Source organism: Bacillus sp. LUNF1 (assembly GCF_011008975.1).
Classification (GTDB): domain Bacteria; phylum Bacillota; class Bacilli; order Bacillales; family Bacillaceae; genus Bacillus; species Bacillus velezensis.
In genome coordinates this window covers 1,236,437-1,262,164 of sequence record NZ_CP048876.1, presented here as the reverse complement: position 1 = coordinate 1,262,164, position 25,728 = coordinate 1,236,437, and the positions used below count along the sequence as shown (strand labels likewise).

The window sequence follows — 25,728 nt, the reverse complement described above, 5'->3', positions numbered from 1 at the left end:
TTCTATTCCCCCTTTTCGCTTATACAGCGGCGTACGGTGCATAATTCTTTTTCATAGACGGTTCCTTCCAAAGACAGCACTTCGATTGTTTTTCCCGTTTTCGGGGAGTGCAGCATTCGGCCGTCTCCCAGCGCCAAACCGACATGGTGGATCGCGCCTTTTCCTTCTTCATAGGCGAAAAACAAAAGGTCAGCCGGCCGGATATCGTTTACCGCCGCACCGCACCCGGCTTTTGCTTGGTCCTTTGCATCACGGGGAAGGGTATAGCCGTTTGCTTTAAATATCGAATACATAAACCCGGAACAGTCAAACCCGAAACCGCTCAGTCCTCCCCATAAATACGGAAGCCCGAGAAACATCATGCCCGTTTCGATGACATCGGCCGTCCGTCCTTCCGTATGCCGGCACTCGTCTGCGTCAGCTTCATTTACGAACCGTTCCCCGAGCGGCGTCACCACCCGGAAAAAGCCTTTCTCACGTCCTGATGCCCGAAGACGCGTTAAGAAACTTACTTCCAAGTCCGGTTTGCCATTTGTGTGATATAAAATAGCTGTCGGTTTGGTAATCCATACGGCGGGGGAAGATGTATGAAAGCCGTCTTTTGAAAGCTGGCTTTTTTTCATCCAGCCCGGATATCCGCGCACATCCTTTCTTGAAGGCTGGCTGGGAACGGCGACAAAAGCCCATTCCCCTTCCTCTTTAAGAATGATCACCTCTTCCCCGAAAAGCGCTTGCGTTTGGACAAGGTTGTCTGTGCATAATTGCAGCCGCTCTTCATATCCCATAGACGCTAACCATTTTCTGATCTGCGGCGGGTTTTCGAGCATGGGCGTATCATACGAACGGGGAGATGACGGCAGCGTCCATACATTGGCTGCCGCCGCTGTAACGGCTGCTCTCATCTTTTCGCCCCCTCTTGTATCGACACACCGGTAATGCCGAGACCCGGTTCGTCGGGAATCGTAATCTGACTGCCGCTGTATGTAATGCCGCCTTGAATCAAATCATCTTTCAGCATAAGCGGCGCATCAAAATCAAACCTCGTCACATTCCGTTTGGCCGCGGCAAAATGGGCCGCGGCGGTGATGCCGAGCTTGGTCTCAATCATGCTGCCGACCATGCATTCCACGCCGCACGTTTCCGCCATCGCATTGATTGTTTCCGCCTGCTTTATGCCGCCCGCTTTCATCAGCTTAATATTAATTAAATCGGCGCTTCTCGTCTGCAGCACGTGAAAGGCCTGACGGGGGGTAAAGACGCTCTCATCCGCCATAATCGGCGTGTCTACGGCATCTGTGACCTGCTTCAGCCCGGCGATATCGTCTTTATGAACAGGCTGCTCGACCAGCTCAATGCCGAGACCGGCGTCTTCCATCTTTCGGATCGCAATCACGGCTTCTTTCGGCGTCCAGCCTTGGTTGGCGTCCAATCTCAGTTTGACGTTTCCGCCGACACGTGATCTGATCGCCTGAATCCGGCCAATATCGTCCGATATGTCACCTATGCCGACTTTTACCTTTAAAATATGAAATCCTTTGTTCACATAACGGTCTGCATCCCCCGCCATCTCCTCAGGAGAATTAACGCTGACGGTAAAATCTGTTTCCAGTGTATTCCGATAGCCGCCGAGAAGCCGGTAAAGCGGCTGTCCGTGCATTTGCGCCCATCCGTCATATACAGCCATATCCACCGCGGCTTTTGCGCTTTGATTTCTTTCCAACAGCCGGCTGATATCATACAGAACAGCTTCCGTGCCGGAAAGGCTCCGTCCCAAGAGAGCAGGCTTCAGCACATCGTGGACGGCGCTTTCAATACCGGCCGCGCTGTCGCCTGTAATGACAACCGTCGGCGGCGCCTCCCCCCAGCCGGTCAGACCGTTGTCAAAAGTGAGCTTCACAATGACCGATTCAGCATTGTAAACTGTGCGTAAAGCGGTCTTAAACGGCTTTTTCAGCGGCACGGACATCCGTCCCGTTTGAATATCTGTAATCCTCACGCCTGATCACTCCCTTCCGGAAACCCCCGATTCAATCGTTACCGCTTTGGCCGCCGTATCCATAACCGCGCGAACTCCGATCGGAACGGCGAAGCTCGGTGAACAATGGCCGATTTTAAAGCCTTTAAGCGCGGGCTTCCCTGATTTGACAATGTAATCGTTCAGCACTTGCTCTAAGGTAAGGGACTTTTCTTTGTTTTTCGGTTCGCATTGGTGAAAATCACAGACCAGGATTCCGGCTGCGTCTGACAGTTTTCCGGCCATCTTTAATTGATTCAGCATTCTGTCGATTTGATACGGCTCCTCTTCAATATCCTCGATAAACAGCAATTTGTCTTTCGTATCAATTTCAAACGGCGTGCCGAGCGTGGAGGTAATGAGCGACAGGTTGCCGCCTGCAAGCTCTCCCTCAGCCCTTCCGCCTGTCAGCACCTCCAGCGGAGAAATGTCCTCCGTATAGGTGAATTCCGTTTCTGTAAAAAGCTGATGATACGACGCTTTCGTCAGGGGATCAGCATTTTCAAGCCCGACATCCGTGCTCAGCATCGGGCCGTGAAATGTAACGAGCCCCGTATTTTGATGAATGGCGGTATGTAAAAACGTAATATCACTGTATCCCCAGAAAATTTTCGGATTGCGGCGGATTAAGCCAAAATCGATGTCGGCGGCAATGCGGCCCGTGCCGAATCCTCCGCACGCGCATATCACCGCTTTGACATTCTGATCACTAAACATGTCATGGAGATCATCGAGGCGCGCCCGGTCTTCTCCCGCCAAATAGCCGTGACGGGTCTTCAGCGCCCGGCCGAGTTTCACATGAAGGCCAAGCTCATTCTCTAAAAACAGCAGCGCGGTTTGCAGCGTCCCGCTCTCAGGCGGGCTTGCGGGCGCAATCACACCGACCGTGTCGCCTTTTTGCAGTGCTTTCGGTTTATGGTTCATGACTTTTTCAATCTCCTTTCCGGATTGAAAAGTGAAACACGCCGCTCCTTTAACGGCAAAAGAGCGGCATATGTTTCCGCTGTAAGATCAGGACTTTTCCGCCCATTTCAGATCAATGTAACCGACGGGGTGCCGGACAATGCCCTTCACGCCGCTGTTCTGCAGATGCACCTGATTATAAAAGTAAATCGGAATGATCGGAGCCTCGTTCATGAGCAGTTTTTCCGCTTTATGCATGAGCGCAAAACGTTTTTTGGCATCGGCTTCCTGTTTTGCCTGCTTGATGTAGCCGTCGTATACCGCGCTGCCCCAGCCGGTGCGGTTCATGGAATTATCCGTTTGGAAAGCCTCAAGAAAACTGATCGGATCTGCGTAATCCGGTAAAAATGAGCTTTGAGAGAACTGGAACTTCAGTCCTTTCTGCTCTTCTAAAAAGACGTTCCATTCCATATTGGCGAGCTTAACGTCTATACCGAGCACACTTTTGAGCTTCTGCTGAACCGCTTCCGCTATTTTCTTATGCTCCGGTTTTGTGCTGTATGTCAAGGTAACGGCGGGCAGCTTGTCATAATGCTCTTCCGCCATGCCTTTTTCCAGCAGTTTTTTGGCTTCTGATTCATCCGGATTTAATAAACTGCCGCCCGCTTCGCGGAAATCTTTCCCGTCAGGCTGAGTAAATCCAGGGGATACAAAGGCATGTGCCGGCTTTTCACTGTTTTTGGTCACATAATCCGTGATTTCTTTCTGATCAATCGCTGCCGCGAACGCTTTTCTGATCTTTTCATTTTGAAACGGCTCCATTTTCACGTTAAAACGATAGAAATAGAGTCCGGCCTGATCCCACGTGCGGACATTTTTTCCTCCCATCAGCTGCTCGCTCAGCTCTGCCGGCACAAAGGCGGTATCCAAATCCCCCGACTGGAACATCTGATAATCGGTATTCCGGTCACTGACCATCGCCCATGTGACTTTATCCAGTTTCACCGTCTTTTTATCCCAATACGTCTCGTTTTTGTCCATCGTCATGCTGTCGTCATGCTTCCATTCCGTCAGTTTAAACGGCCCGTTGCCGACAAATGTTTTTGCTTCAGTGAACCATTTCGGATCAGCCTTGGCGACCTTTTCATTAATCGGGAAATACGCCGGATTGGACACGACGCTCAGAAAATAATCCTGCGGCGCCGCCAATGTGACGACAAGCGTTTTTTTATCCTTTGCCGTGACTTTCACGTCTTCTTGTTTGCCTTTTCCGCTGTTAAATTCTTCTCCGCCTTTGATCATGTAGCCGAGAAATGCGGAAGATGCGCCCGTTTTCGGATCGAGCATCCGTTTCCAGGCGTACACGAAGTCTTCCGCCGTAACGGGATCGCCATTTGTCCATTCGGCGTTATCACGGATATTGAAGGTATATGTCAGCTTATCAGCGGACACCTTCCAGCTTTCCGCCATGGCCGGTTCTGGCTTATTATCTTTTCCGAGCCTCGTCAATCCTTCCATGATGTTATTCAGCGGCTGCCAGGAAACATTATTAAATCCGATCGGCGGATCAAGTGAGGTCGGCTCATTTTCGTTATTGAGCCGCAGCACCGTTTCACCCCCCTGTTCTTTTGCTTTGCCGGGTTCTGTCCCCGCCTGTTCATTGGCTGTACAGCCCATCAGAGCAAACGAAACAACAGCAATCACACCGAACGCCCATCTCTTTTTCATTTCAATCCCCCTTTTTCCTCTGTTGCCGTCAGCTGCTGCTTCAGCCGCTCTGCACGGTGATCCTGAAGCCAGCAGTTGACGATATGGCTTTTGGATTTCACGGTTGTTGCCGGGTATACCTTTTCACAGACGATCATCCTGTCCGGGCAGCGGGCGGCAAACGGGCAGCCCGGCGGCGGATCGAATAAATCAGGCGGCGTCCCGTCAATCGGCGAAAGCTCACTATCCTCCATATCCAGCCGCGGCACTGAATGAAGCAGCCCCTTTGTGTATGGATGAGCCGGACGGTAAAAAATATCATGCCTCGTGCCGATTTCGGCGATTTTCCCCGCATACATGACGGCGACTCTGTCAGCAGTCTGAGCGACGACGCCGAGATCGTGTGTGATCAGAATAATTGACACGCCTGTTTTTCTTTGAATCTTCTTAAATAATTCAAGGATTTGTGCTTGAATCGTCACATCAAGGGCCGTTGTCGGTTCATCGGCGATCATAATTTCCGGCTCGCAGATCAGAGCCATTGCGATCACGATCCGCTGCCGCATGCCCCCGCTTAATTGGTGAGGGTACTGCTTCAGGCGGGATTTCGAGTCCGGGATACCGACCAGATCCAGCATGGCGAGAACTTCGGATTCAGCTTGTTTTCTTGTCATGGCGCGGTGTTCCAACAGCGCTTCTGAGAGCTGATCCCCTATGGTCAACGTCGGATTGAGCGCCGTCATCGGGTCCTGAAAGATCATAGAAATATTGCGCCCCCGGATTGCCCGCATTTCCCGATCCGACATTTGGCAAAGGTCTTTCTGTTTAAATTGTATGCTTCCGGATTCAATCTTTGCCGAATGTTTCGGAAGAAGGCCCATCACGGCTTGTGACGTCACGCTTTTTCCGCATCCCGATTCACCGACGATCGCAAACGTTTCACCTTTATATAAATCGAAGCTGACGCCTCTGACGGCTTTTACAGTGCCTCCGTATGTTGAAAAAGTAACATGCAGATTTTGAACGGAAAGAACTTGCTGCGCCATTTTTCCTACCTCCTCAGTTTCGGGTCTAACGCGTCCTGCAAGCCGTCTCCAAGTACGTTAAACGCGTACATCGTCAAGGAAATGAAAAAAGCGGGGAAAAACAGCCGCCACCAATGGCCTGATAAAATCGCCGGCAGCCCGTCGTTTGCCATGACTCCCCAGCTTGCAAACGGCGCCTGAATGCCGAGTCCGAGAAAACTTAAAAATGATTCCGCAAAAATCGCCGCCGGCACCGTAAGCGTCATTTGGACGATAATGGCTCCCATCGTATTCGGCAGCAGATTTTTCTTAATAATCCGAAATGTTTTCGCTCCAAACGTTTTCGAAGCCAATACGTGTTCATCATGCTTCATCCTCAGCACCTGCCCTCTGACAATCCGCGCCATGCCGACCCATCCCGTCACGGTCAGAGCTACGATAATGGAACTGAACCCCGGCCCCATCAGCACCATTAACAAAATGACAACGAGCAGATACGGCAATCCGTAGAGAACCTCGATGATTCTCATCATGGCGCTGTCTGTCCGGCCCCCTTTGTAGCCGGCGACGCCTCCGTAGATAACGCCGATCAAAAAGTCGATCAGCGCCGCCATCACACCGACAAATAAAGAGATCCTCGCTCCGTACCATGTTCTTGTAAACACGTCCCGGCCAAGTTCATCGGTTCCGAACCAGTGTGAAAAAGACGGCGGAAGATTCTGCTCGGCGAGCGTCTGCCTTGTCACGCTGTGCGGTGATATCAGCGGACCGAACACAGCCGATAGAAACAGGCAGCATAATATCACAAGCCCGGCCATCGCCAATTTGTTCTTTTTAAGCCGCCGCCACGCATCCTGACTGTAAGACAGGCTCGGACGCTTGACCGACTCGGTTTCACCCTTTCTTTCCGCGCCCGGCTGAAACCAGTCATCAGGCACTTCTGTGTGTTTTACCGTTTCTTGCGGGAGATTCATCAGGATCACCCTTTCTTATGAAGTTTTATGCGCGGGTCTAACAGGCCGTATGCCAAATCAACCAGAAACAGCAGGACGATCAGAATCACACTGTAAAATACGGTCGTTCCCATGATGACCGGGTAATCACGCTGATTGATGCTTTCTACGAAATATTTGCCCATTCCCGGTATGGCAAAAATTTTCTCGATGACGAAACTGCCCGTTAAAATACTTGCGGCAAGCGTCCCGAGTACTGTCACAACAGGCATAAGAGCATTTTTCAATGCGTGTTTGATCACAATTTTGACGGGAGAAAGCCCCTTTGCTTTTGCCGTGCGGATGTAATCCTGAGTCAGCACTTCGGCCATGCTTGATCTTGTCAGCCTCGCGATAATGGCCATGGGACCGACGGCAAGCGCAACAGTCGGCAGGACCATGTGAACGGGACTCGTCCAGGTAGCTGCCGGAAACCATTTCAGATGAACCGCAAATTGCTGAATCAGCAGCGTAGCCATAATAAAATTCGGAATGGAAATCCCGAGCACCGCAAGGCTCATAGCCGCGTAATCGAGAAATCCGCCGCGCCTGAGAGCGGCCATTATGCCGAGCGCGAGCCCGGAAATAACAGCGATGATGATCGCCGTTATCCCAAGCTCAAATGAGACCGGAAACCCTCGTTCAAGCATAGCGTTTACACTGTCTGACGGTTTTTTAATTGAAGGACCGAAATCAAAGGTAAGAATGGATTTTAGATAGATGGCGTATTGAGTGATAAGAGGTTCGTTCAGATGGTAGTAGGATTCGAGATTTCGCTGAACCGCTTCGTTTGTGCCCCGATCTTCGTTAAAAGGCGAGCCGGGTATCACTTTCATCATGACAAATGTCAGAGTGGTGATGACGAGGACGGTCATAATCATGGCGATAAAACGTTTGATAAAATACCGCAGCAATGCCGTTCACCCCTTTAACAGAATGTTGTTCTCATGGCGAGTTCTGTCATGACGAGCATGGCCTGATAGGCTTCCGGCATGTCTTTTGCCTGAAATTGAACGATTGTTGTTCCCGGGATGATTTCTGTGCCCGGCATTAAATGGGCCCATTCAGCCTGTCCGTAGTTGGCAAATTCAATGCCTAATACAGGTCTTTCAGGCGGAGTCAGCGGTTTGACCTTATCTTTATTTTTGAGCGCATAGGCTGTTTTTTCCGTCAGGAGCCGTCCGGCTTTTTGAGGGGACAGGCATTTGACCGCGGTTCTTGAAATGGTTTGTTTGACGGCGGCAGTCGTCACATTCGGGATCAGCTCCTCCGCCTCTTTTGCGGCGCAATCATCTCCGGCAGCCATGATGACCGGGACATCGTAAAATCCGGCGAGATAGGCATTTAACCCCAGTTCACCGACCGGCTTATCATTTATGTAAAAGTGGCGGACGCCGAATATCATGCTGTGCGACATAACGCCCGGCATCGACGCTCTCGCATGATAGCCGATAAACATCACACCCGAATACGATTCATCAAGCCCCTGCATCATGGAAAACGGCTTGACATCCCCCGTAATCAGCTCTGCCTCAGGGTGAAGTTTTTCCGCGAGCAGATTATTCATCTTTGAGTGGCTGTCATTCACGGTCACTTCCGTGCATCCGTTATTAAACGCTTCTGCGATGCACCAGTTCGCTTCTTCGGTCATCAGAACCCTGCCGCGCTCATAATTGTGCATGCGGGAATTGACAAATGTTTCATCAGGCAGTCCGGAAATCCCTTCCATATCCACAGATAGATACAGTTTCATGTAATGCCTCCTTTTTTACTTAAAATTTCGATATTAAATTATGAATATTCTAACAAATTATATTAAAAAAGGATGAAACATGCAATATACCATTCTGCCATTATAGGAAAAAACAAACCCTTTTCACCGGGAAAAGGGTTTGCTGATAGAAAAAGTTACATACTGTTTTTGCTTATGTGATGACGCTGAAACTGTCTGACCGCACTTCTGTATTCATGATCGGGAATGACCTGATGCCTGATCGGTTCAGGAGCCTGCGGCGAAGGCTCTTCAGCCGCCTGCTTACGGACGGCATGCGGTTTATGCGCCAGCTTATGCCCCATGCCGGTCGCATTCATGACAAATGATAAACACACTAAAAGCAAACTTAAGATGAAAGCAATAAGAAACAAATCGCTGTATGTCCCCATCAGCAGGTCATGCGGCGATTGTGTGCCGCGCGCGCCCCGAAGCGTGCCGGAAGCATCTCTTTTCGTAAAATACCCTATTAAAACAGGAGCGCCCATATAAATGAACAGCCTTAAAAACTGAACTGCCGTCATGCGTTTCACCAGTTCCGGAAGCGGTCCGCCCAACGCGGCTCCCATCAGTCCGGCTGCCACAATAAGCCCTGTCCCGGCCGCCAGCATCACGAAAAGCCCCGCAAATAGAATAAGCGGTATATGATGATCTGCCGTCATCCATTGGAAATTCACGAACACCAGTATAACAGAGCCTGTTATGCCGAGCATGCCCGGACCGACTTTATCATATGCTAATGCACTGATGACAGCGGCGATGGCCACGCCTCCCAAAAGGCTCGCATATAGGAATATCAGTTGAGTTTGTGACATATGATATGCGGTCTGAAGCTCCCCGTGAAATGCCGAAAGACTGACCGCTATGGAAATACTGCCCGCAGCGATCATGAAAACACCCAGAATCGGCTTTGGAATCAGCATAAGTTTAATCGAAATCAGCGCATGTTCGTTTCTGTACTGCATGATCAGCAAGATGAGAAGAATGGCGATGCTTCCTCCAAATCCCGCCAATGTCTGCCATGATGAAAAGCCCCATTTCGGCAGATGAATAAATGTATAGGCGGTCAGCACGGCTGATACACCCGCTAACAGAAAACCGATGCCGTCAAATGGAGATTTTTCAGCATTTTTATGAGCGTCATCCCGCAGCCACATATAACTGAAAATGAGGCCGAAAAAAGACAGCAGGCTAAAAATGCCGAACAGCCAATGCCAATGGCCGGCGCTTGCCGCCGCCGTGCCTAAAACGGTCCCCATAATGACGGACCCGTAAAATCCGCCGATTAACACAAATAATGCGTAATTCCGGCGCTCAATCGGAAACGAAAGCACCAGCATCGGAATCATAATCATCAGCATAGTACCCGCCGCAGCTCCCTGTAAAAAACGGCCCGCGGCGAGCGGATAAATATCATTTGTCACAGCAGCAAGGAGCGCTCCGATGACACCCGCGGCCATCGAAATCATATAGACAGGCCGGGAGCCGAATCTTTTTCTTAAATACGGCCCCGCCGGCACGAATAAGGCAAATGCCATATTACCGATAATAATCGGATGAAAAGAGTCAAAGTTTTCCCCGCCGACCGTCTGCCGGACAAGGCTTTGGACAGCCGAAAGAGCGGTATTCGACATCAGCCCCGGCCCGACCGCCAATACAGCAAGCAGAGAAATGATCCAGTGATGTTTTTCTTTCATGTGACAGCTCCTTTCTGACTATTTGACAAAGTGAAAAAGCTAACAGATTTCCCCCATTAGCTTGACAGAATTTTTCATATCTTTTCATGTGAAGGATTGAACATAATATCTCATTTATTATTTCAAATCCGATGGAAATTGTCAATATACAGCGCCTCCGTCCGATTTCATCTTTTTCACAATTTCCCACAATCTTTTCATTATTATCCCACACTTTTTGTTTAAGATGGAGTCAGTAATAATAGGCAAATCATGCTATGATGAAATAGAGAAACGGAGTGAACATGATGGATAACTATCGTGATGAAAATCGGACAGACCAAAAAGAACAGGAAGTCCTTTTAGTAAAAGAAAACCCGCAGCCGGCCGGATATTCCGCGCCGGACGAGGACAAGAAAAAACGAAGCTTCGGCTGGTTCAGACCGCTTCTCGGCGGAGTGATCGGCGGAGGGCTCGCCCTCGGCATCTATACATTTACGCCGCTTGGAGACCATCAGACTCAAGATACTTCCAATCCGGCTCCCGCTCAGGAAACGTCATCGGTAACCGCCAAGCAGACATCTTCTGATTCCGGCAGCGGCAAATCGGCAAACAGCTCATCGGCAAATTCAAGCAGCATTTCGAATATGGTGGAAGACATTTCACCGGCGATCGTCGGGATCACCAATCTGCAGAAGCAGCAAAGCAGTTCCGATTTATTCGGATTCGGATCAAGCTCAGATTCAAACTCAAATTCATCGGGTGATGATGCGGAAACGGGATCGGGTTCAGGCGTTATTTTTAAGAAAGCAAACGGCCAAGCGTATATCATTACGAATAACCACGTGGTCGAAGGCGCCTCTTCCCTTAAAGTGTCATTATATGACGGCACCGATGTAACAGCTAAACTCGTCGGCAGCGACTCTCTGACAGACTTGGCCGTTTTAGAAATCAGTGATAAACATGTAACAAAAACGGCAAGCTTCGGCAGTTCATCCGCTCTCAGAACGGGCGAATCCGTGATCGCCATCGGTGATCCGCTCGGCAAAGACCTTTCCCGCACCGTCACACAAGGCATCGTGAGCGGTTTAAACAGAACGGTCTCGATTTCCACGTCAGCTGGTGAGTCAAGTATCAACGTCATCCAAACCGATGCCGCGATCAATCCCGGAAACAGCGGCGGACCGCTCTTGAATACAGACGGCAAAATCATCGGCATCAACAGCATGAAAATCAGCGAAAGTGATGTAGAAGGCATCGGCTTTGCCATCCCGAGCAACGATGTAAAACCGATCGCCGAAGAGCTTCTCACGAAAGGACAGGTGGAGCGCCCTTATATCGGCGTGAGCATGATCGACTTGGAACAAGTGCCGCAAAACTATCAGGAAGGCACACTCGGGCTTTTCGGCAAACAGCTGAATAAAGGCGTTTATATTCGCGAAGTGGCGCAGGGCTCACCTGCAGCCAAAGCCGGATTAAAAGCAGAAGACATCATTATCAGCTTAAAAGGGAAAGAGACCGACACGGGCAGCGAACTTCGCAATATTCTCTACAAGAATACGAAAGTCGGCAGCACCGTTGACGTGAAGATTATCAGAAACGGCAAGGAAATGACGAAAAAAATGAAACTGACTCAAAAAGAAGAAACATCTTCTTAACAAAAATCCAAGGCAGCCGCCTTGGATTTTTTATATACAGATGAAACTTTAGGCCTGGATCAGCCGTATGACCTAGTGTACAAAGGAGGATACATACACATGAAACAAACCGGACTTTTGCTGGTCGTTACCGGCCTGATCTTGCTGCAGCTGAGCATTCAGCTTCCTCAGCAAAACGCTGCTTGGGGAATGACGCTTGGCGCAAGCATTTTACTGAACCTTTCGGGAACCGGACTGATCATGCGCTCTCTGCACACGCAGACCGGCCGCAGATGAATAAAAAAGCCGCGGGACATTCTGTCATCCCGCGGCTTTTATTTCACATAAAAGCACCCTGTCCGCCGGCCGGACAGGGTGTTTCGGTTAAGACATATGCTGGTCCCGATAAATCTTTTCGTTTTTCATGCCGTACGCTTTTTGCACGATATAGAGCGGACGGTCTTTTGCTTCGTCATAAATCCTTCCGATATATTCGCCGATCATTCCGAGCATTAATAGAACGATGCCGCTGAATAACAGCTGTATCACAATCAGAGAGGACCAGCCCGTAATGGTGCTGTTCGTAAACAGCTTCATGTATAAAACGATAAACATATAGAGAAAACCCGCTCCGGACATGATCATTCCCGCATAGCTTGCCGCCTTGAGCGGTTTATGAGAGAACGTTGTGATTCCGTCCATGGAAAGCTTCAGCATTTTTTTAAGCGGGTATTTCGTTTCCCCCGCAAGCCGCTCATCACGTTCATATTCTACAGCAGTCTGCTTAAAGCCGACCCAGCTGACGAGTCCTCTGACAAAAGGATTTTTTTCTTTTAATCTTTTCATCTCATCACAGACTTTTCTGTCCAGCAGGCGGAAATCTCCGGTGTCGAGCGGAATATCAATATCAGTCACGCTCCGCAGCAGCCGGTAAAACATAGAGGCCGTCTGTTTCTTGAAAAAGGTTTCTCCCTTTCGTTTCGTTCTGACGGCGTACACCACATCGTAGCCTTCTTTCCACTGCTCAATCATATCAAGGATTAATTCAGGAGGGTCCTGCAAATCGGCGTCAATGACGGCGATTGCATTCCCCTCTGCATAATCCATACCCGCTGTGATCGCGATCTGATGTCCGAAGTTTCTGGAAAAATCGATAATTTTCACTCTCGGATCAATCAGACTTTGCTCTCTTAAAATCTCAATACTGCGGTCTTTGCTTCCATCATTGACAAAGATCAATTCATAATGCTCTTTTGTTTGATCCATGACTTCTTTCAGGCGCTGATAGGTTGTCTGAATGACGAGTTCCTCGTTATAAACCGGGACGACTATTGAATATTGAATATGTCTGCTCATGTTTTTTCCTCCTATTCATCAGATTGAAGTTCGTATAGTGAAGCTGACTGATTCATTCCGCCCGGCCCGCCGCTCATTCGGCTGTTTTTACCCGCGGCCTTGCTGCTTTTTGTATCAGCTGCATCATGATTTTTCGTTTTCTGATCTGTGCTTGATTGCCATTTATCTGAAGATACTTTCTTTCCGTTTTTCTCAACCCACTGCACAATATCGTTATTTCCGCCTTTGCCCATTCCGGATGTTAAGAAGTATTTTACTTTTCCTTCTTTTACGAGCTTTTTAAATTGAGTCAGCGTAATGGCCGGGTCAGACCCGCTGAATCCGCCGATCGCCATGACCGCTTTTTTCGTTTTAATAATGTAAGGCGCCGCCGTGTTGGAATCGGTTGTAGCAAATAGATAGTCCGCTCCGGCGTTGTGTTTCTCTAAATAGTTGATCAGTTTTGTATTGACAGATGCGTTATCCATTCCCATGCCTTTTCCGCTTGTTGAAGCGAGCTGAGGGCCTGTTTCAGGCAATGAGCTGTTGCCTCCGTACAGAAGCGGTGTGCTCGCCCAATAAATCGGCATGACCATCAAGACGAGAAGGGCTGCAAGTGAAACATAATAACTGAGCGGTTTTTGGCGCTGTTTGAATACGAACAGGGCGATTGCTGCCACTGCGCCGAGAACGCCTGCTCCGATGCTCCAGCCTGCGCCGATTTGATCATTGTAGTTTCTGAGGATAAACAGCTCAAATCCGGTTGTCACAAGAATAGCGGCCGGCAATAGCCAAGTTTTCCATCCCGCCTGCTTGCGGTACAGATGAACGAGGGCGACCCATCCCGCACCGACAAGTGCCGCGATCGGAGGCGCCAGCATAATGAGATAATAATGGTGGAAAAATTCTGCGACACTGAAGAATCCGGCAATCGGCACAAGCCACGCTGCCCAAAAGATCGTTTCCTTCTGTTCTGCTGATAATCTTCTTCTTTCTCTCGCCCCGGCGATCAATAAACCGGCCATTCCAAAAATCGCAAACGGCAGGAGCCAGCTGATCTGATCAGATAATTCCGTTTGGAAAAGGCGCAGCGGACCAGGGGTTCCCGTACCGAACATTCCTGAACCTGATTGCATTTTCGAGCCGGTGCCTGCACCGCTTTTTCCTCCGCCGCCGGGACCGCCTCCGCCGCCATCTCCGCCGCTTGGAGGGCCTCCTTGACCGCCGCTTGGCATTTTCCCGTTAGATGGAGGTGCCGTCATACTGCCGTTTTGTGATTTGTCTCCGCTTGCTGAACTGCTGCTTGAAGACTGGCCAGGCGGTTTTTGCATTTGTGAAGAACCGCCGGAAGAAGACATCTCTTTCGATGCGTTTCCGTCCGGCCCGCCCTGGCCGCCGCCGGAACTTTGCCCTGTCAGCCGCTGAATCCCGTTATATCCGAAAGCCAATTCCAATACGGAGTTTGTCTGGCTGCTTCCGACATATGGCCTTTTGCTGGCAGGAATATTGTCAACAATGAGCGGCCATGACAATGAAACGGCTGCTAAAACGGCTAACGCGCTTACCAATGAAATGATTTTTTTCTTAATCGTGGTGTTTGCCGCAATCATATAGAACAGCAAGAAGGCCGGCAAAATCATATAAGCCTGAAGCATTTTTGTGTTAAAGCCTGCTCCGACGACAAAAAATGCCGCCAAAAGCCAGATCAGTCTGCCTTTTCTGATCGCTTTAAAGAGAAGCCATGTGGCGAACAAGAGGAAAAAGACCAGTAAAGCATCGACATTGTTCGTCCGCGCGACCGCTACTGCGATCGGTGTACACGCCATGACAAATGAGGCGATGCGCGCCGCCGTTTTTCCGAACGTCGGCTTTATTAATAAGTACATGAATAGAACTGAACCTACACCCGCCAATGCCTGAGGCAGGATGACGCTCCACCCGTGCATACCGAATATCAGCGCGCTGATCGTTTGTATCTGGTATGTAACAGGCGGTTTATCTACCGTGATAAACCCGGCTGCGTCAAATGAAGCGTAAAAGAAATTATGAAAGCTTTGAAGCATACTCGTTACCGCTGCGGTGTAATAAGGATTCACCGTATCGTCATTCCAGATGTTGTACATATTCAAGAATGCGGAAGCGAGTAAAATGAGAATTAAGACTGCGTCTATCTCGCGTTTTTTCATTTTCACCTGTGTTTTCACTCCTTTTGTTTAACTTTGAACAAGTGTAACAACCAAATGTGAAAAATTTATTAATAAACAAAGACAATTATTTTGCCGTTTACAAATAGGTAAAAAGAATGACAAAACGGGTAAAAAAGCAAAAAAATGATGCCCCCGTCAAGCCGGGAGGCATCTGTCATGATTTCCGATTTACTGAATCGGTTTCAGCCGCGCTTCTATTTCAGAACGGCGGTGTTCGAGATAAGGCGGGAGCGCAACCGTTTTGCCTAGCTCTTCAGGTTTTTCATCAACCATAAATCCCGGACCGTCCGTTGACAATTCAAACAGAATTCCGTTCGGTTCCCGGAAGTACAGCGCTTTGAAATAATAACGCTCTACAATGCCTGAGTTGCTGAAACCTTCTTTCGTAATGATGCGGTGCCATAAAGCAAGCTCCTCTTCATTCTGAACGCGGAAGGCCACATGGTGCACGCTGCCTTTTCCAGGACGCTCGCGCGGAAGATCGTTTCTTTCAATGAGATGGACTTCTGTACGCGCGCCTCCGTTTCCTGATTCGAGTACCGTAACCGTGCCCCGGTCTTCATGCGTTTCTTTCCCGATTTCAGTGAAGCCCAGCACATCAGTTAACACACGCAGCGTCGGTTCTGCATACGGGACGGTCAATTCAATAGGACCAAGACCGCGGAAAGAATATTCTTCCGGTATGCCGCTTTGCTTCACCGCTTCACCGATGTCTTTTCCTTTTTCGTCAGCTGTCAGCACAAGCCGCTGTCCTTCATGATCCTGAAAAGCGAGTGTGTCCCTGCCCGCTATTTTCACGATCTCACTGTGAGAGACCTGATGCTCTTCAAATCGTTTTTTCCAATATTGCAGCGCTTGTGCATCCGGGACACGCAGGCCGATTGAAGAAATACTGTTTGTCCCCGCATGAAACGGCGCAATCCGCGGAATCTCGAAAAACGTCAATTCAGATCCCGGATTGGCTGTTTCATCACCGTAAAACAAATGATACATCGTAGGTTCATCTTGGTTTACGGACTTTTTCACAAGCTTCAGTCCCAGGATGTTCCGATAGAAATCTAAATTTTTCTGCGCATCAGCCGTCAATGCTGATACATGGTGTATTCCATTAACTTTCATTATGTTATCCTCCAGTCAATTATCTCGATTTCGAGATATTTATATATACAATTTATGTTATCCGGATCGTAAAGTCAACCCATCTGCTTCACAGACGGTCTGCAGACTGCCGCTCCCTAAATAACGAACCTTTGATATAAAAAAACCATTAATGTTCGCTTTTAAAACGGTATTTTTTCCTTCTCAAAAGCAGAAACCTTTATCTTTTAGGGAAAACAACAAAATCAGAAAATTTATTTTATTCGTGTTTCAGCAATTAGGGTTTACAATATGGAAAATAGTTTTTTCATCATGACGATTTTACATCTGGAGGGAAAGGATATGCAGATTGAAGAGAACGGACTTAAAAAAGAGATCGGCCTTACCATCGCCCTCTCACTTGTTATCGGCACCATCATCGGTTCCGGCGTATTTATGAAACCAGGCGCCGTGCTTGCCTACTCCGGTGATGCGAAAACCGCGCTTATCGCGTGGCTGTTAGGAGGCATTTTGACGCTTGCCGGCGGCTTGACCGTTGCGGAAATCGGCACTCAGATTCCGAAAACGGGCGGACTTTATACATATCTCGAAGAAGTGTACGGCGAATTTTGGGGCTTTTTGTGCGGATGGGTTCAAATTATCATTTACGGCCCCGCCATTATCGGAGCAATCGGCTTGTATTTCGGCTCTTTGATGGCGCACTTGTTCAATTGGGATTCCGGCTGGTCTAAATTGATCGGGATTTCAGCCGTTTTGTTTTTAAGCATCATTAACATTATCGGAACGAAATATGGCGGCATCGTACAGGGAATTACGACTGTCGGCAAATTGATTCCGATTATCTGCATGATCGTGTTCGGCCTTTGGAAAGGCGATCAGCATATTTTTACAGCCGTTACAAGCAGCATGTCGGACATGAATTTCGGCGCTGCCATACTGGCCACCTTGTTTGCTTATGACGGATGGATTCTGCTTGCGGCACTCGGCGGCGAAATGAAAAATCCGGAAAAGCTGCTCCCGAGAGCGATGACGGGCGGACTCTTGGTCGTCACCGCCATTTATCTTTTCATTAACTTTGCGCTGCTGCACATTCTTCCTGCGACCGATATCGTCAAACTCGGTGAAAATGCGACCGGCACCGCTGCCGGAATGCTGTTTGGCGACATTGGTGGAAAATTGATCAGCGTCGGAATCATCGTCAGCATCTTCGGCTGTTTAAACGGAAAGATTCTCGCTTTTCCGCGTGTCTCGTTTGCGATGGCGGAACGGAAACAGCTGCCGTTTGCCGGACAGATCTCGCGGGTGCATCCGACGTTCCGCACCCCTTGGATTGCCGTGTCATTTCAGATCGCGCTGGCCATTATTTTTATGATCGCCAGCAATCCCGATAAGCTGTCTGAAATCTCTATTTTCATGATTTATATTTTTTACGTCATGGCCTTTTTCGCCGTGTTTATCCTCAGAAAAAAAAGCGGCGGAAAACCGCGCGCCTACAGCGTGCCTTTGTATCCGATCATTCCTGTTTTGGCCATCGCGGGTTCACTGTTTGTGCTGATCAGCACGATCATTACAGATACACTGAGCTGCGCGCTGTCCCTCTTGATCGGCCTTGCCGGGCTGCCGCTTTATTTTTGGCTGAAAAACGGCAAAAAAAACTGATAAAAACGGTTCCTTTTACGGGAGCCGTTTTTTTTCTGACAAAATCACGTGCAAAAGTTGACAGCAAATTCACATCTTTTGTTATACTTTTTAAGCAAGATGTCTGAATTCGAAGTATGTTACGTTTTTTTGGCAAAGTGGGTAACATAAGAAAAACAGGATGAGACACGTTTTTACGAAAAAATCAAGAGGCGTTTTTTTCGACTTTATCTATTTTTTTTCGACAAAAGGCTATATAATAATTTGATGTGTGCATTGTCTCATTCAAACAATGGAGGGTTTTTAATGATAAAAAGAAAAAAAGATAAGTTCTCACTCCTTTTAACAGAAATCGCAAAAAATATAGATGAAACTGCAGAGTATTTTGTGAACTTCAAAGTCACAAACCAAACAACACTTAAAGAATTTGCAGATACGTTAAAAGAATACGAAACAAAAGGTGACAATCATGTTCATGTCATGATTAAAGAGCTTAACAAAGCATTCATCACTCCTATTGAACGCGAAGATATCCTTCAGCTGACAAACAGCCTGGATGATGTGCTTGACGGAATTGAACATTTCTCTGCCATGATGGAGATTTTCTCAATTACTTCATCAGACGAGCATATCGACAAATTCAGCGGCTACATTAGAGAATGTGCGAAAGAAATTTTAATTGCAACTGAGCTGTTGGCAGAAAACCGCTTAAAGGACATTCAGCCTCACGCCATCAAAATTAAAGAGTATGAGCACAACTGTGACAACCTGCACAGAAAATCATTAAAAAATCTTTTCGGCCATGAAACAGATCCGATCAAAGTGATCCAATATCGTGAAATTTACGAAACGCTTGAAGAAATTGCTGACTCTTGCCAAAGCGTTGCCAATAATCTTGAAACCATCATTATGAAAAACGCGTAACGAGGGGTTAAAATGGATACTCTATTACTTTTAACGATATTAATTGTCATTTGCGCTTTGGTATTTGACTTCATTAACGGATTTCACGATACCGCCAACGCAATCGCCACCTCAGTTTCGACAAAAGCGCTGAAGCCGCGGCACGCGATTATCATGGCCGCCATCATGAACTTTCTCGGAGCGATGACGTTTACCGGTGTGGCGAAAACCATTACGAAAGATATTGTGAATCCTTATACATTAGACAACGGATCGGTTGTCATTCTTGCTGCTTTACTCGCCGCAATCGTCTGGAACTTGATCACATGGTATTTCGGCATTCCGAGCAGCTCTTCACATGCGATTATCGGAGCGATCGCCGGTGCGGCCATTGCAGCATCAGGTTTTGCGACGCTTAATTATAAAGGGTTCATTAAAATTATCGAAGCACTTATTTTATCACCGATCATCGCCTTTGTTCTCGGCTTTATCGTATATTCGATCGTGAAGCTGATTTTTAAAGACAGCAACCTGGCGAAAACAAATAAACGCTTCCGCAGAGTGCAGATTTTGACGGCTGCCATTCAGTCCTATACACACGGAACAAACGACGCGCAAAAAGCGATGGGTATCATTACGATGGCGCTTATGACGGCCAATTTACATAAAAGTGATGCCATTCCTTTTTGGGTGCAGCTCTCCTGTGCCCTGGCAATGGGTCTCGGCACATCCATCGGCGGCTGGAAAATCATTAAAACCGTCGGCGGTAAAATTATGAAAATCCGTCCGGTAAACGGCGTATCTGCCGACTTAACCGGCGCAGCCATTATTTTCGGGGCCACGTTTATTCATCTCCCTGTCAGCACGACGCACGTCATTTCGTCTTCCATTCTCGGTGTGGGCGCTTCCCACCGCGTAAAAGGCGTAAACTGGGGAACGGCTAAACGGATGCTCATTACATGGGTCATCACCCTGCCGATTGCAGGTACACTCGGCGCCATCGCCTTTTTCATCCTAGATCTCTTTTTCTGATGACATCCGCTTCTTTACAGAAGCGGTTTTTTTTGTGACAGGAAAATGATGTCATGACATAGAATGAACATAGCAGACCATTTTTCAAATTGTGAGGGATGCTCATGCTTTTGTTTTTTCAGATCATGGTGTGGACGATGGCGGCCGCACTCATTTTATATGTGTACGCATCCTGGCGGTATGAGGCAAAGGTGAAAGAAAAAATGTTTGCCATCCGTAAAACGTGGTATTTACTATTTGTACTGGGCTCCATGGTCTATTGGACATATGATCCTGAATCGCTCTTTGCCGCATGGAGACAATATTTGATTGTTGCCGTCTGCTTTGCCCTTATTGATGCGTTTATCTTTTTGAGCGCGTATATCAAAAAGCTCGCCGGCAATGAATTAGAGACGGATACGCGGGAAATTTTAGAAGAAAATAACGAAATGCTTCACTCCTATCTTGAAAAACTGAAAACCTATCAATATCTGTTGAAAAATGAACCGATCCATGTATATTATGGAAGTACAGAAGCTTATGCGGAAGGCATCAGCAGACTGCTGGCCGCTTATGCCGAAAAAATGAATGTCACGGCTTCCTTGTGCGACTATTCCGCACAATCGGATAAGGACCGCTTGACGGAGCATATGCCTGATGCGGCAGACGTTCAGTCCCGTCTTAACCGTAAAGACGTCTACTATGATCAAAAAGGCAGGCTTGTGCTTATTCCGTTTACAGTCCAGAACCGCCATTACGTGATCAAACTCACGTCGGAAAACCTGTTGACGGAATTCGATTATTTGCTTTTCACATCGCTAACGAGCATTTATGATTTAATGCTGCCAATAGAAGAGGAAGGTGACGGTTAAATGGAGCAGGCATTTCAAAACGGGCAGCCGGAACAAAGAGCGAAACCGTTCAAAATGTTTAAAAAACGTTCAATGACAAGTATCGCAAGTTACCAGGTCAGCCCTCATACCGCCAGAATTTTCAAAGAAAACGAGCGGCTGATTGACAAGTATAAACAAAAAAAAGCTTGATTACACTAAGGACAGGAGACACGGCTCTTGTCCTTATTCCTTTTTTCCTTATCTTTCATATAATAAAACCAACAAAGAGATGCGACAGGTGATGATGTGAAGAAAATTGTCAGACGCGTAAAGTTTGTGGATTACGGACGCTTCGGGCTTTCCGCTTATTCGCTGAGGATGCGGGCGAGGAATCTCGGGCTATTGAACCGGTTAAAAAAGAAAAAAGGCTGAATCCCGCAATGTGAACGGGACTCAGCCTTTTTTGTTAAAGCTGCATCAGAATTTTCGCTTTTACAGCGGGGCCGTAGACGCCGTCAGACGTCAGCCCGTTTACAGATTGGAAGCGGGCCACGGCATCTGCGGTTTTCGGACCGTAGATACCGTCAATTCCGTTATTGACAGCTCCTTTTTCAGGATAGAAATAAAGCGCGGCGAGCGCGTTTTGCACCTGGTATACCTTTTCGCCGGACGTGTACGGATCTGTCAGCTGAATCACCTCGTCCGGGAGAGAATACAGTGCTTCAACCGGCGGGCTGACGATCAGTACTTGTCCGACTTTAATCAGGTTCGGGTCAGCGATGTTATTCCATTTCTGCAGATCGGCCACGCTGACGCCGAATTTCCGCGCGATCGCCGACAGCGTATCTCCTTTTTGGACGGTATACGTCTGTCTTTCCTCAGAACCGATTCCCGCTTTAAACTCATCCCATGTATCCAACAGTCTTCTCGGACAAAGCTTTCCTGACCAATGCTTGTGCGCAACGACACTTGCAAGCGGGATGCCGTGCGACGTCATTAATGTGCGGATGAGCCATTGGGCGTTTGCCACGGCCTGTGAAAAGTTGCCGTCTGCGTTTTCACAAATTTCAATACCGATGGATTTACGGTTGCCGTCTCCGTTTCCGTCACCGGCATGCCAGCCGTTTTCATTCAGCGGAAGATGCTGATAAATTTCCGTATCATCGACTGTGAAATGCCAGCTTGTCGGTGTATCGGGATTTTTCACATAGCTTGCGTGACTTTTGGCGTTAGCTCCGACTGCAGTATTGGCTGTATTGTGCACCGTAATGTAAATCGGTGTCATTGCATAGCCTGGGCGGTTATTGTTTCCTGCCGGGATAAAATCCTGTGTGATTTTTACCATATTCTCATCTCTCCTATTTCGATAAATTGTTTATTTTTAATAAAGCCTGCTGTTTTTTCCCTTTTGCTGTAACGTAATTGTTTTTAAACCAGGCGGCGGCAGTCGTTATGATTGTAAAAACGGCCGACCCGGCGGCATACAGCGTATCTGCAAGCTGGCTGACCTGGTCCTCCTGAATATTCAGCGGCGATTTGCCGAACATCAGCAAAGTTTGATTCAATAAAGCAAGCAAAAGAAGCACCGTCCTGACGACCGTGCCTTTGTCCGCGAATTTCATATCGGTTTCCCCCTTACTTTTGCAGCAGATTGTACATGATGGCGATGGCTCCGCCAATGACGCCCGTGCAGATTGCTGTCACGATCGCTCCTGTAATGGTCCGCTTAATCCATGTTGTGTTTTCGTCAATTTTGTTCAGTTTTTCATTCAGCGTCATGATTTGCTGATCCTGCCGGTCGGATACCCGCTCTAATGCGGCCACCCGCTGTTCAAGCACCTTTTGTTCACCTTTGATGCCTGCGAATTCTTTTTGCACCGCTTGTTCATCCAGAAGCACTTCCGCTCCCCCCTCTTACATTGTTCTCACCTCCCTTCGGAAGTTTCATTCTTAAGAAAATGCCGTGCCTTTGACAGAAAGGCTCCCGCCGGAAATGCTTTTGATTTCCATGATGATTTCCTTAAAACCGGCAATATCAAATGACCACACTTCGTCTGTGCCTGATGTACCGGCGGCTGATGTTCCGTCTTCAGACCTGATTCCTCTGATCGGCACGTTTTTTCCCGAGATGGATCTCCCCCAAAACGCGACATGGCCCGACTCAGCCGTGCCGGTGATTTCGACGAGAAGTTTTTTCCAAGCGCCCGCCGAGAAGATGCTTCCCTCGCCCGCCTCTGCTGCATTTTCATGAAAAATCACGTCTGTATATGAAAACGCCATATCACCGCCCGTACCGACAGATTGGTATAAAACAAATTCGGACTGCTTTTGATTTCCATTTTCAAAACGGAACCGGTAATATCGTTTTGTCAGGCAGACCCACCCCGAAGCGGTCAGCACTCCGCCTTTTACTGCGAAAGAATGTGAAGCTGTCCACGAAATGTTATCCTCGCTCTCTTCGATAAAAAGAGTTCCGCTGCGGTCCGAATAAGCCCACCCCTGTGCTCTGTCTATTAAGACGGCTCCTAAACGGTCTTGTCCGAATTGGCTGTAAACTTCAATCGCTTCTAGCGGTGTATTGGTAAGAAGCTCTGCCATTCCGGACAGATCAGCAACCGGTGTGACATAATCGTTTTTGTTACCGCGATAAGCTTTTACTGCGCCGGGTCTGCCAAGTTGATCGGCGGGAAATTCAAATGAATGCTTTTTCATCGGCCGTCCTCCTTTTCTCATTTATTAAAAATGACAAATAAAAAAAGCCGTTCGGCTTATGACACAGCATTTTTATAGTTTTCGTATGTTTCACCCGTTATTTCTTGAAATTCCTCAGGCATGATATACTTCGCGGCCACACCTTCAGCCAGATCTTCGGCAGAGCAGTCATCATAGCCCATAGCTTGTTTTACCATTTCTATTGAGGCCCACTTATAAAACAAAGCGTAAACCCAAAAGTTAAGTCTCTTCATTTTTTCATTCTCCTTTTACGTTTAATAATTCTAATTTTAAAGACGCTAATTGCCTGCCGAGTGACTGCTGCGCCTGTTCGGCTGCTTTTCTGGCCAATTTCTCATTCGCCAGCTGTCCCCCGAGGCCTGCAAGCTGGTTTGAATCGGGCGCCGTATCTTTTTTTAAGCTGTCTTTATATGCTTTGTCAGCCGTTTCCACCCATTCTTGTTTCTCTTCATCAAAAAATGGGCGCCACATGCCTTCGCCGTTTATTTCCGGCGGAACGTCCGCAGCGTTAGCCGGCATCAAATAATCTCCTGTCTCAGAATCCGGATAAAGCTCAATCGGAGTGCCTGTATAAATGTTGTCATTGTCATACGGAAATATTAATTTCATATTCTCGCTCCTTTACGTGAGTGCCAAAACAAGGTCAATATAATAGCCGTTCACATTATTTTCTATATTGGCCATAATTCCCGTCAGCTTCATATCTCCATTAGAATAAATAATAAATTTGCTGTAACCGGTGGTGCCGCTGGCTGCAACCATCGTTACAACGCCTTTGGCCGGCGCACAAGAGGATGGCACACTCCCGAATACCACTTCTCTGTCCGTAAGAACGTGTCCGTTCAGGTGAAGGGTGTTTCCCACTTTGCGGTATTGAAGCGGCCTGTCTCCTGATTTAGCGCCATTTTTATAAGGAACATTTATCCAAGGTACATTCTCAATATCAAGTTCAGTAACGAGGCGCCGCCAGCCCTGCCAGCCCAAGTTCAAATCCAAATAGTTCGTGAACATATTATTTTTATAATCGACGGCAATGACATACCCAAACGTTCCCTTTCCCTCACTGTCAAGAGAGGTAAAATGAAACATGCCGCGGGTCGAAGCGTTGCTCGGACTGTTTGCCGCTTTGCCGGTTGAATAAAAGGTGCCGAACGCCCTGCCGTTTTTAACGATTTTTTCAAGAAAGTTATCATCATCACTAATTGTAAGAAGATAGCCGCCGTTATCGTTTGTTATTTTCGAAAGCTGTGCGCCGTTCCACATATTTTTATCCGCCTGTGTGACATGGATGTCTTTTTTATTGGCGTGAGCGTCTACTTTTGCTTGAGAGCCTGCATCTGTTTCTCTTTGGCTCCACTCCGACCAAACGCCTTTAGTGCTGAAACTTCGGACGTATATGGGATTTCCGGCGGTCGCTGTGTCTATAAACATTTGGACAAAAGTCGGTGATGCTCCGCGGGTTCTTTGCATTACAATTAATTGTCCGTATTCCGCAGGCTTATTTTCCGTATGCTGAACCGATATATAGTAGATACCGGACGTTTTTATATTGTCTAAGTTTGTTTCCGTTACCGTTTTAGCATTCCCGTCATTGTCAGTCAGATTGAATAACTGCCCTGCATTCCATTTGTCTTTGTCAGACTTGGTTACATGAAGATCTGTTTTGTCGGCATGCTCATTTACTTTTGCTTGTGCTCCGGCAGCTGTTTCAAATGGCATCCATTCCGTCCAGATGCCGTTTTTCAGCGTTTTTCTCCAAAATCCCCCGTCATCTGAGAAAGCGGCCGCCTCTCCGTTATTCTTTGAAGAATAAAGGTATATACCCTCTGACGGTTTAGGCGGGGTATTTACTCCAGTTGCAGCTGCTGAGAAAGTAAAGGTCTTATTCTGGCTGGCAGCGGTCTGATGAAAATCCTGTCCGTCAGAGATATCAATAAAAGCGGAGCCATTATCTTTTGTCATTTTAGACAATTGCCCGTTATTCCACTTCTGGCGCTCTTCCTTCGTCACATGCCGGTCCAGATCTTGATTGTGCTGATCAAAATCTTTTTTTGCTGCCTGCTGGACATTGTCCACGTTTCCGAGGCCGATTTGCGCCTTTGTCGTTTTGTGCGGGTTGTTCATGTCGTTTTTATGGGAAGCCAGATCCGCGTGGGCGTCTTTTATGCCTTTTTCCCAGCGGTTGACGTCATCTTCATTTATTGGATCGTCCGGAAGCCAGTCTGTTTTTTCTTCGTAAGCCATC

Annotated in this window: 27 protein-coding genes; 8 read left to right on the top strand and 19 right to left on the bottom strand. The window is 47.8% G+C overall.

The features are described from left to right. Positions 1 to 2: 2 nt before the first annotated feature. From G4O42_RS06555 to G4O42_RS06515, 9 genes are all read right to left on the bottom strand, one after another. A complete protein-coding gene (locus G4O42_RS06555) occupies positions 3 to 902 on the bottom strand; it encodes a C40 family peptidase (protein ID WP_032874638.1) in 900 nt (299 codons plus the stop codon). After that, a complete protein-coding gene (locus G4O42_RS06550; RefSeq protein ID WP_228549683.1) occupies positions 899 to 1,966 on the bottom strand; it encodes a dipeptide epimerase in 1,068 nt (355 codons plus the stop codon). Before G4O42_RS06550 ends, G4O42_RS06555 begins: the two co-directional genes overlap by 4 nt. Positions 1,967 to 2,002: 36 nt before the next feature. After that, complete coding sequence (locus G4O42_RS06545) at positions 2,003 to 2,938, bottom strand: S66 peptidase family protein (protein ID WP_032874634.1); 936 nt, start codon at positions 2,936 to 2,938, stop codon at positions 2,003 to 2,005. A gap of 87 nt (positions 2,939 to 3,025) precedes the next feature. Then, positions 3,026 to 4,645: a peptide ABC transporter substrate-binding protein gene (locus tag G4O42_RS06540; RefSeq protein ID WP_032874632.1), complete on the bottom strand. Its 1,620-nt coding sequence runs from the start codon at positions 4,643 to 4,645 to the stop codon at positions 3,026 to 3,028. Further along, on the bottom strand, positions 4,642 to 5,670 hold the full coding sequence (locus G4O42_RS06535) for an ABC transporter ATP-binding protein (RefSeq protein WP_032874630.1): 1,029 nt from the start codon (positions 5,668 to 5,670) through the stop codon (positions 4,642 to 4,644). The genes G4O42_RS06540 and G4O42_RS06535 overlap by 4 nt, the downstream gene beginning before the upstream one ends. Positions 5,671 to 5,675: 5 nt before the next feature. Further along, positions 5,676 to 6,623 (bottom strand): ABC transporter permease, encoded by a 948-nt coding sequence (locus tag G4O42_RS06530; protein ID WP_032874628.1) that lies wholly within the window; start codon positions 6,621 to 6,623, stop codon positions 5,676 to 5,678. Positions 6,624 to 6,628: 5 nt separating this feature from the next. After that, the gene (locus tag G4O42_RS06525; protein ID WP_032874626.1) at positions 6,629 to 7,555 is read right to left on the bottom strand and encodes an ABC transporter permease; all 927 of its coding nucleotides are present in this window, start codon (positions 7,553 to 7,555) and stop codon (positions 6,629 to 6,631) included. Between the two features lie 14 nt (positions 7,556 to 7,569). Further along, positions 7,570 to 8,394, bottom strand: a complete 825-nt coding sequence (locus tag G4O42_RS06520; protein ID WP_007407248.1) for a M55 family metallopeptidase — start codon at positions 8,392 to 8,394, stop codon at positions 7,570 to 7,572. A gap of 155 nt (positions 8,395 to 8,549) precedes the next feature. Continuing rightward, entirely contained in the window at positions 8,550 to 10,109 is a 1,560-nt protein-coding gene (locus tag G4O42_RS06515) for an MFS transporter (RefSeq protein WP_032874624.1), read from the bottom strand. A 287-nt stretch (positions 10,110 to 10,396) separates the two neighbouring features. Between G4O42_RS06515 and htrA the strand changes: the two genes are divergently transcribed. Further along, a complete protein-coding gene (htrA, locus tag G4O42_RS06510; protein WP_149917160.1) occupies positions 10,397 to 11,746 on the top strand; it encodes a serine protease HtrA in 1,350 nt (449 codons plus the stop codon). A 99-nt stretch (positions 11,747 to 11,845) separates the two neighbouring features. Continuing rightward, positions 11,846 to 12,022, top strand: a complete 177-nt coding sequence (locus G4O42_RS06505; protein WP_014417532.1) for a hypothetical protein — start codon at positions 11,846 to 11,848, stop codon at positions 12,020 to 12,022. An 87-nt stretch (positions 12,023 to 12,109) separates the two neighbouring features. Here G4O42_RS06505 and G4O42_RS06500 read toward each other — a convergent pair whose 3' ends face one another. The 3 genes from G4O42_RS06500 to G4O42_RS06490 all read right to left on the bottom strand — a co-directional run bounded on the left by G4O42_RS06500 (position 12,110) and on the right by G4O42_RS06490 (position 16,386). Beyond that, positions 12,110 to 13,081: a glycosyltransferase family 2 protein gene (locus G4O42_RS06500; RefSeq protein ID WP_007610846.1), complete on the bottom strand. Its 972-nt coding sequence runs from the start codon at positions 13,079 to 13,081 to the stop codon at positions 12,110 to 12,112. 11 nt (positions 13,082 to 13,092) lie between these two features. Then, positions 13,093 to 15,252 carry an ArnT family glycosyltransferase gene (locus G4O42_RS06495; protein ID WP_032874620.1) on the bottom strand — a complete coding sequence of 720 codons (2,160 nt, stop codon included), beginning with the start codon at positions 15,250 to 15,252 and terminating at the stop codon, positions 13,093 to 13,095. Between the two features lie 183 nt (positions 15,253 to 15,435). Continuing rightward, positions 15,436 to 16,386, bottom strand: a complete 951-nt coding sequence (locus G4O42_RS06490; protein ID WP_032874618.1) for a ring-cleaving dioxygenase — start codon at positions 16,384 to 16,386, stop codon at positions 15,436 to 15,438. Between the two features lie 321 nt (positions 16,387 to 16,707). Between G4O42_RS06490 and G4O42_RS06485 the strand changes: the two genes are divergently transcribed. From G4O42_RS06485 to G4O42_RS19935, 6 genes are all read left to right on the top strand, one after another. Beyond that, a complete protein-coding gene (locus G4O42_RS06485; protein WP_032874616.1) occupies positions 16,708 to 18,024 on the top strand; it encodes an APC family permease in 1,317 nt (438 codons plus the stop codon). Between the two features lie 285 nt (positions 18,025 to 18,309). Further along, the gene (locus G4O42_RS06480) at positions 18,310 to 18,927 is read left to right on the top strand and encodes a DUF47 domain-containing protein (RefSeq protein WP_032874614.1); all 618 of its coding nucleotides are present in this window, start codon (positions 18,310 to 18,312) and stop codon (positions 18,925 to 18,927) included. Between the two features lie 12 nt (positions 18,928 to 18,939). Continuing rightward, positions 18,940 to 19,938, top strand: a complete 999-nt coding sequence (locus G4O42_RS06475; RefSeq protein WP_032874611.1) for an inorganic phosphate transporter — start codon at positions 18,940 to 18,942, stop codon at positions 19,936 to 19,938. A gap of 104 nt (positions 19,939 to 20,042) precedes the next feature. Continuing rightward, positions 20,043 to 20,789, top strand: coding sequence for a type II toxin-antitoxin system SpoIISA family toxin (locus G4O42_RS06470; protein WP_007407256.1), 747 nt, complete (start codon positions 20,043 to 20,045; stop codon positions 20,787 to 20,789). Beyond that, positions 20,790 to 20,960, top strand: a complete 171-nt coding sequence (locus tag G4O42_RS06465; RefSeq protein ID WP_003154807.1) for a type II toxin-antitoxin system SpoIISB family antitoxin — start codon at positions 20,790 to 20,792, stop codon at positions 20,958 to 20,960. 96 nt (positions 20,961 to 21,056) lie between these two features. Further along, positions 21,057 to 21,182: a hypothetical protein gene (locus tag G4O42_RS19935; RefSeq protein ID WP_003154809.1), complete on the top strand. Its 126-nt coding sequence runs from the start codon at positions 21,057 to 21,059 to the stop codon at positions 21,180 to 21,182. A gap of 34 nt (positions 21,183 to 21,216) precedes the next feature. On the opposite strand, the gene G4O42_RS06460 is transcribed toward G4O42_RS19935, so the two are convergent. Genes G4O42_RS06460 through G4O42_RS06430 form a run of 7 tightly spaced genes read right to left on the bottom strand, consistent with a single transcriptional unit; the run spans position 21,217 to position 25,727 of the window. After that, positions 21,217 to 22,095 (bottom strand): N-acetylmuramoyl-L-alanine amidase, encoded by an 879-nt coding sequence (locus G4O42_RS06460; RefSeq protein ID WP_032874609.1) that lies wholly within the window; start codon positions 22,093 to 22,095, stop codon positions 21,217 to 21,219. A 13-nt stretch (positions 22,096 to 22,108) separates the two neighbouring features. Next, positions 22,109 to 22,372, bottom strand: a complete 264-nt coding sequence (locus G4O42_RS06455) for a phage holin (RefSeq protein ID WP_003154813.1) — start codon at positions 22,370 to 22,372, stop codon at positions 22,109 to 22,111. Between the two features lie 13 nt (positions 22,373 to 22,385). After that, a complete protein-coding gene (locus G4O42_RS06450) occupies positions 22,386 to 22,649 on the bottom strand; it encodes a hemolysin XhlA family protein (RefSeq protein ID WP_003154815.1) in 264 nt (87 codons plus the stop codon). Between the two features lie 51 nt (positions 22,650 to 22,700). Further along, entirely contained in the window at positions 22,701 to 23,462 is a 762-nt protein-coding gene (locus G4O42_RS06445) for a hypothetical protein (protein WP_032874607.1), read from the bottom strand. A 56-nt stretch (positions 23,463 to 23,518) separates the two neighbouring features. Beyond that, positions 23,519 to 23,716 (bottom strand): XkdX family protein, encoded by a 198-nt coding sequence (locus tag G4O42_RS06440; protein WP_032874605.1) that lies wholly within the window; start codon positions 23,714 to 23,716, stop codon positions 23,519 to 23,521. Between the two features lie 4 nt (positions 23,717 to 23,720). Beyond that, positions 23,721 to 24,092, bottom strand: coding sequence for an XkdW family protein (locus tag G4O42_RS06435; protein ID WP_032874603.1), 372 nt, complete (start codon positions 24,090 to 24,092; stop codon positions 23,721 to 23,723). Between the two features lie 12 nt (positions 24,093 to 24,104). Next, positions 24,105 to 25,727, bottom strand: a complete 1,623-nt coding sequence (locus tag G4O42_RS06430) for a pyocin knob domain-containing protein (RefSeq protein WP_032874601.1) — start codon at positions 25,725 to 25,727, stop codon at positions 24,105 to 24,107. Between the last annotated feature and the right edge of the window lies 1 nt (position 25,728).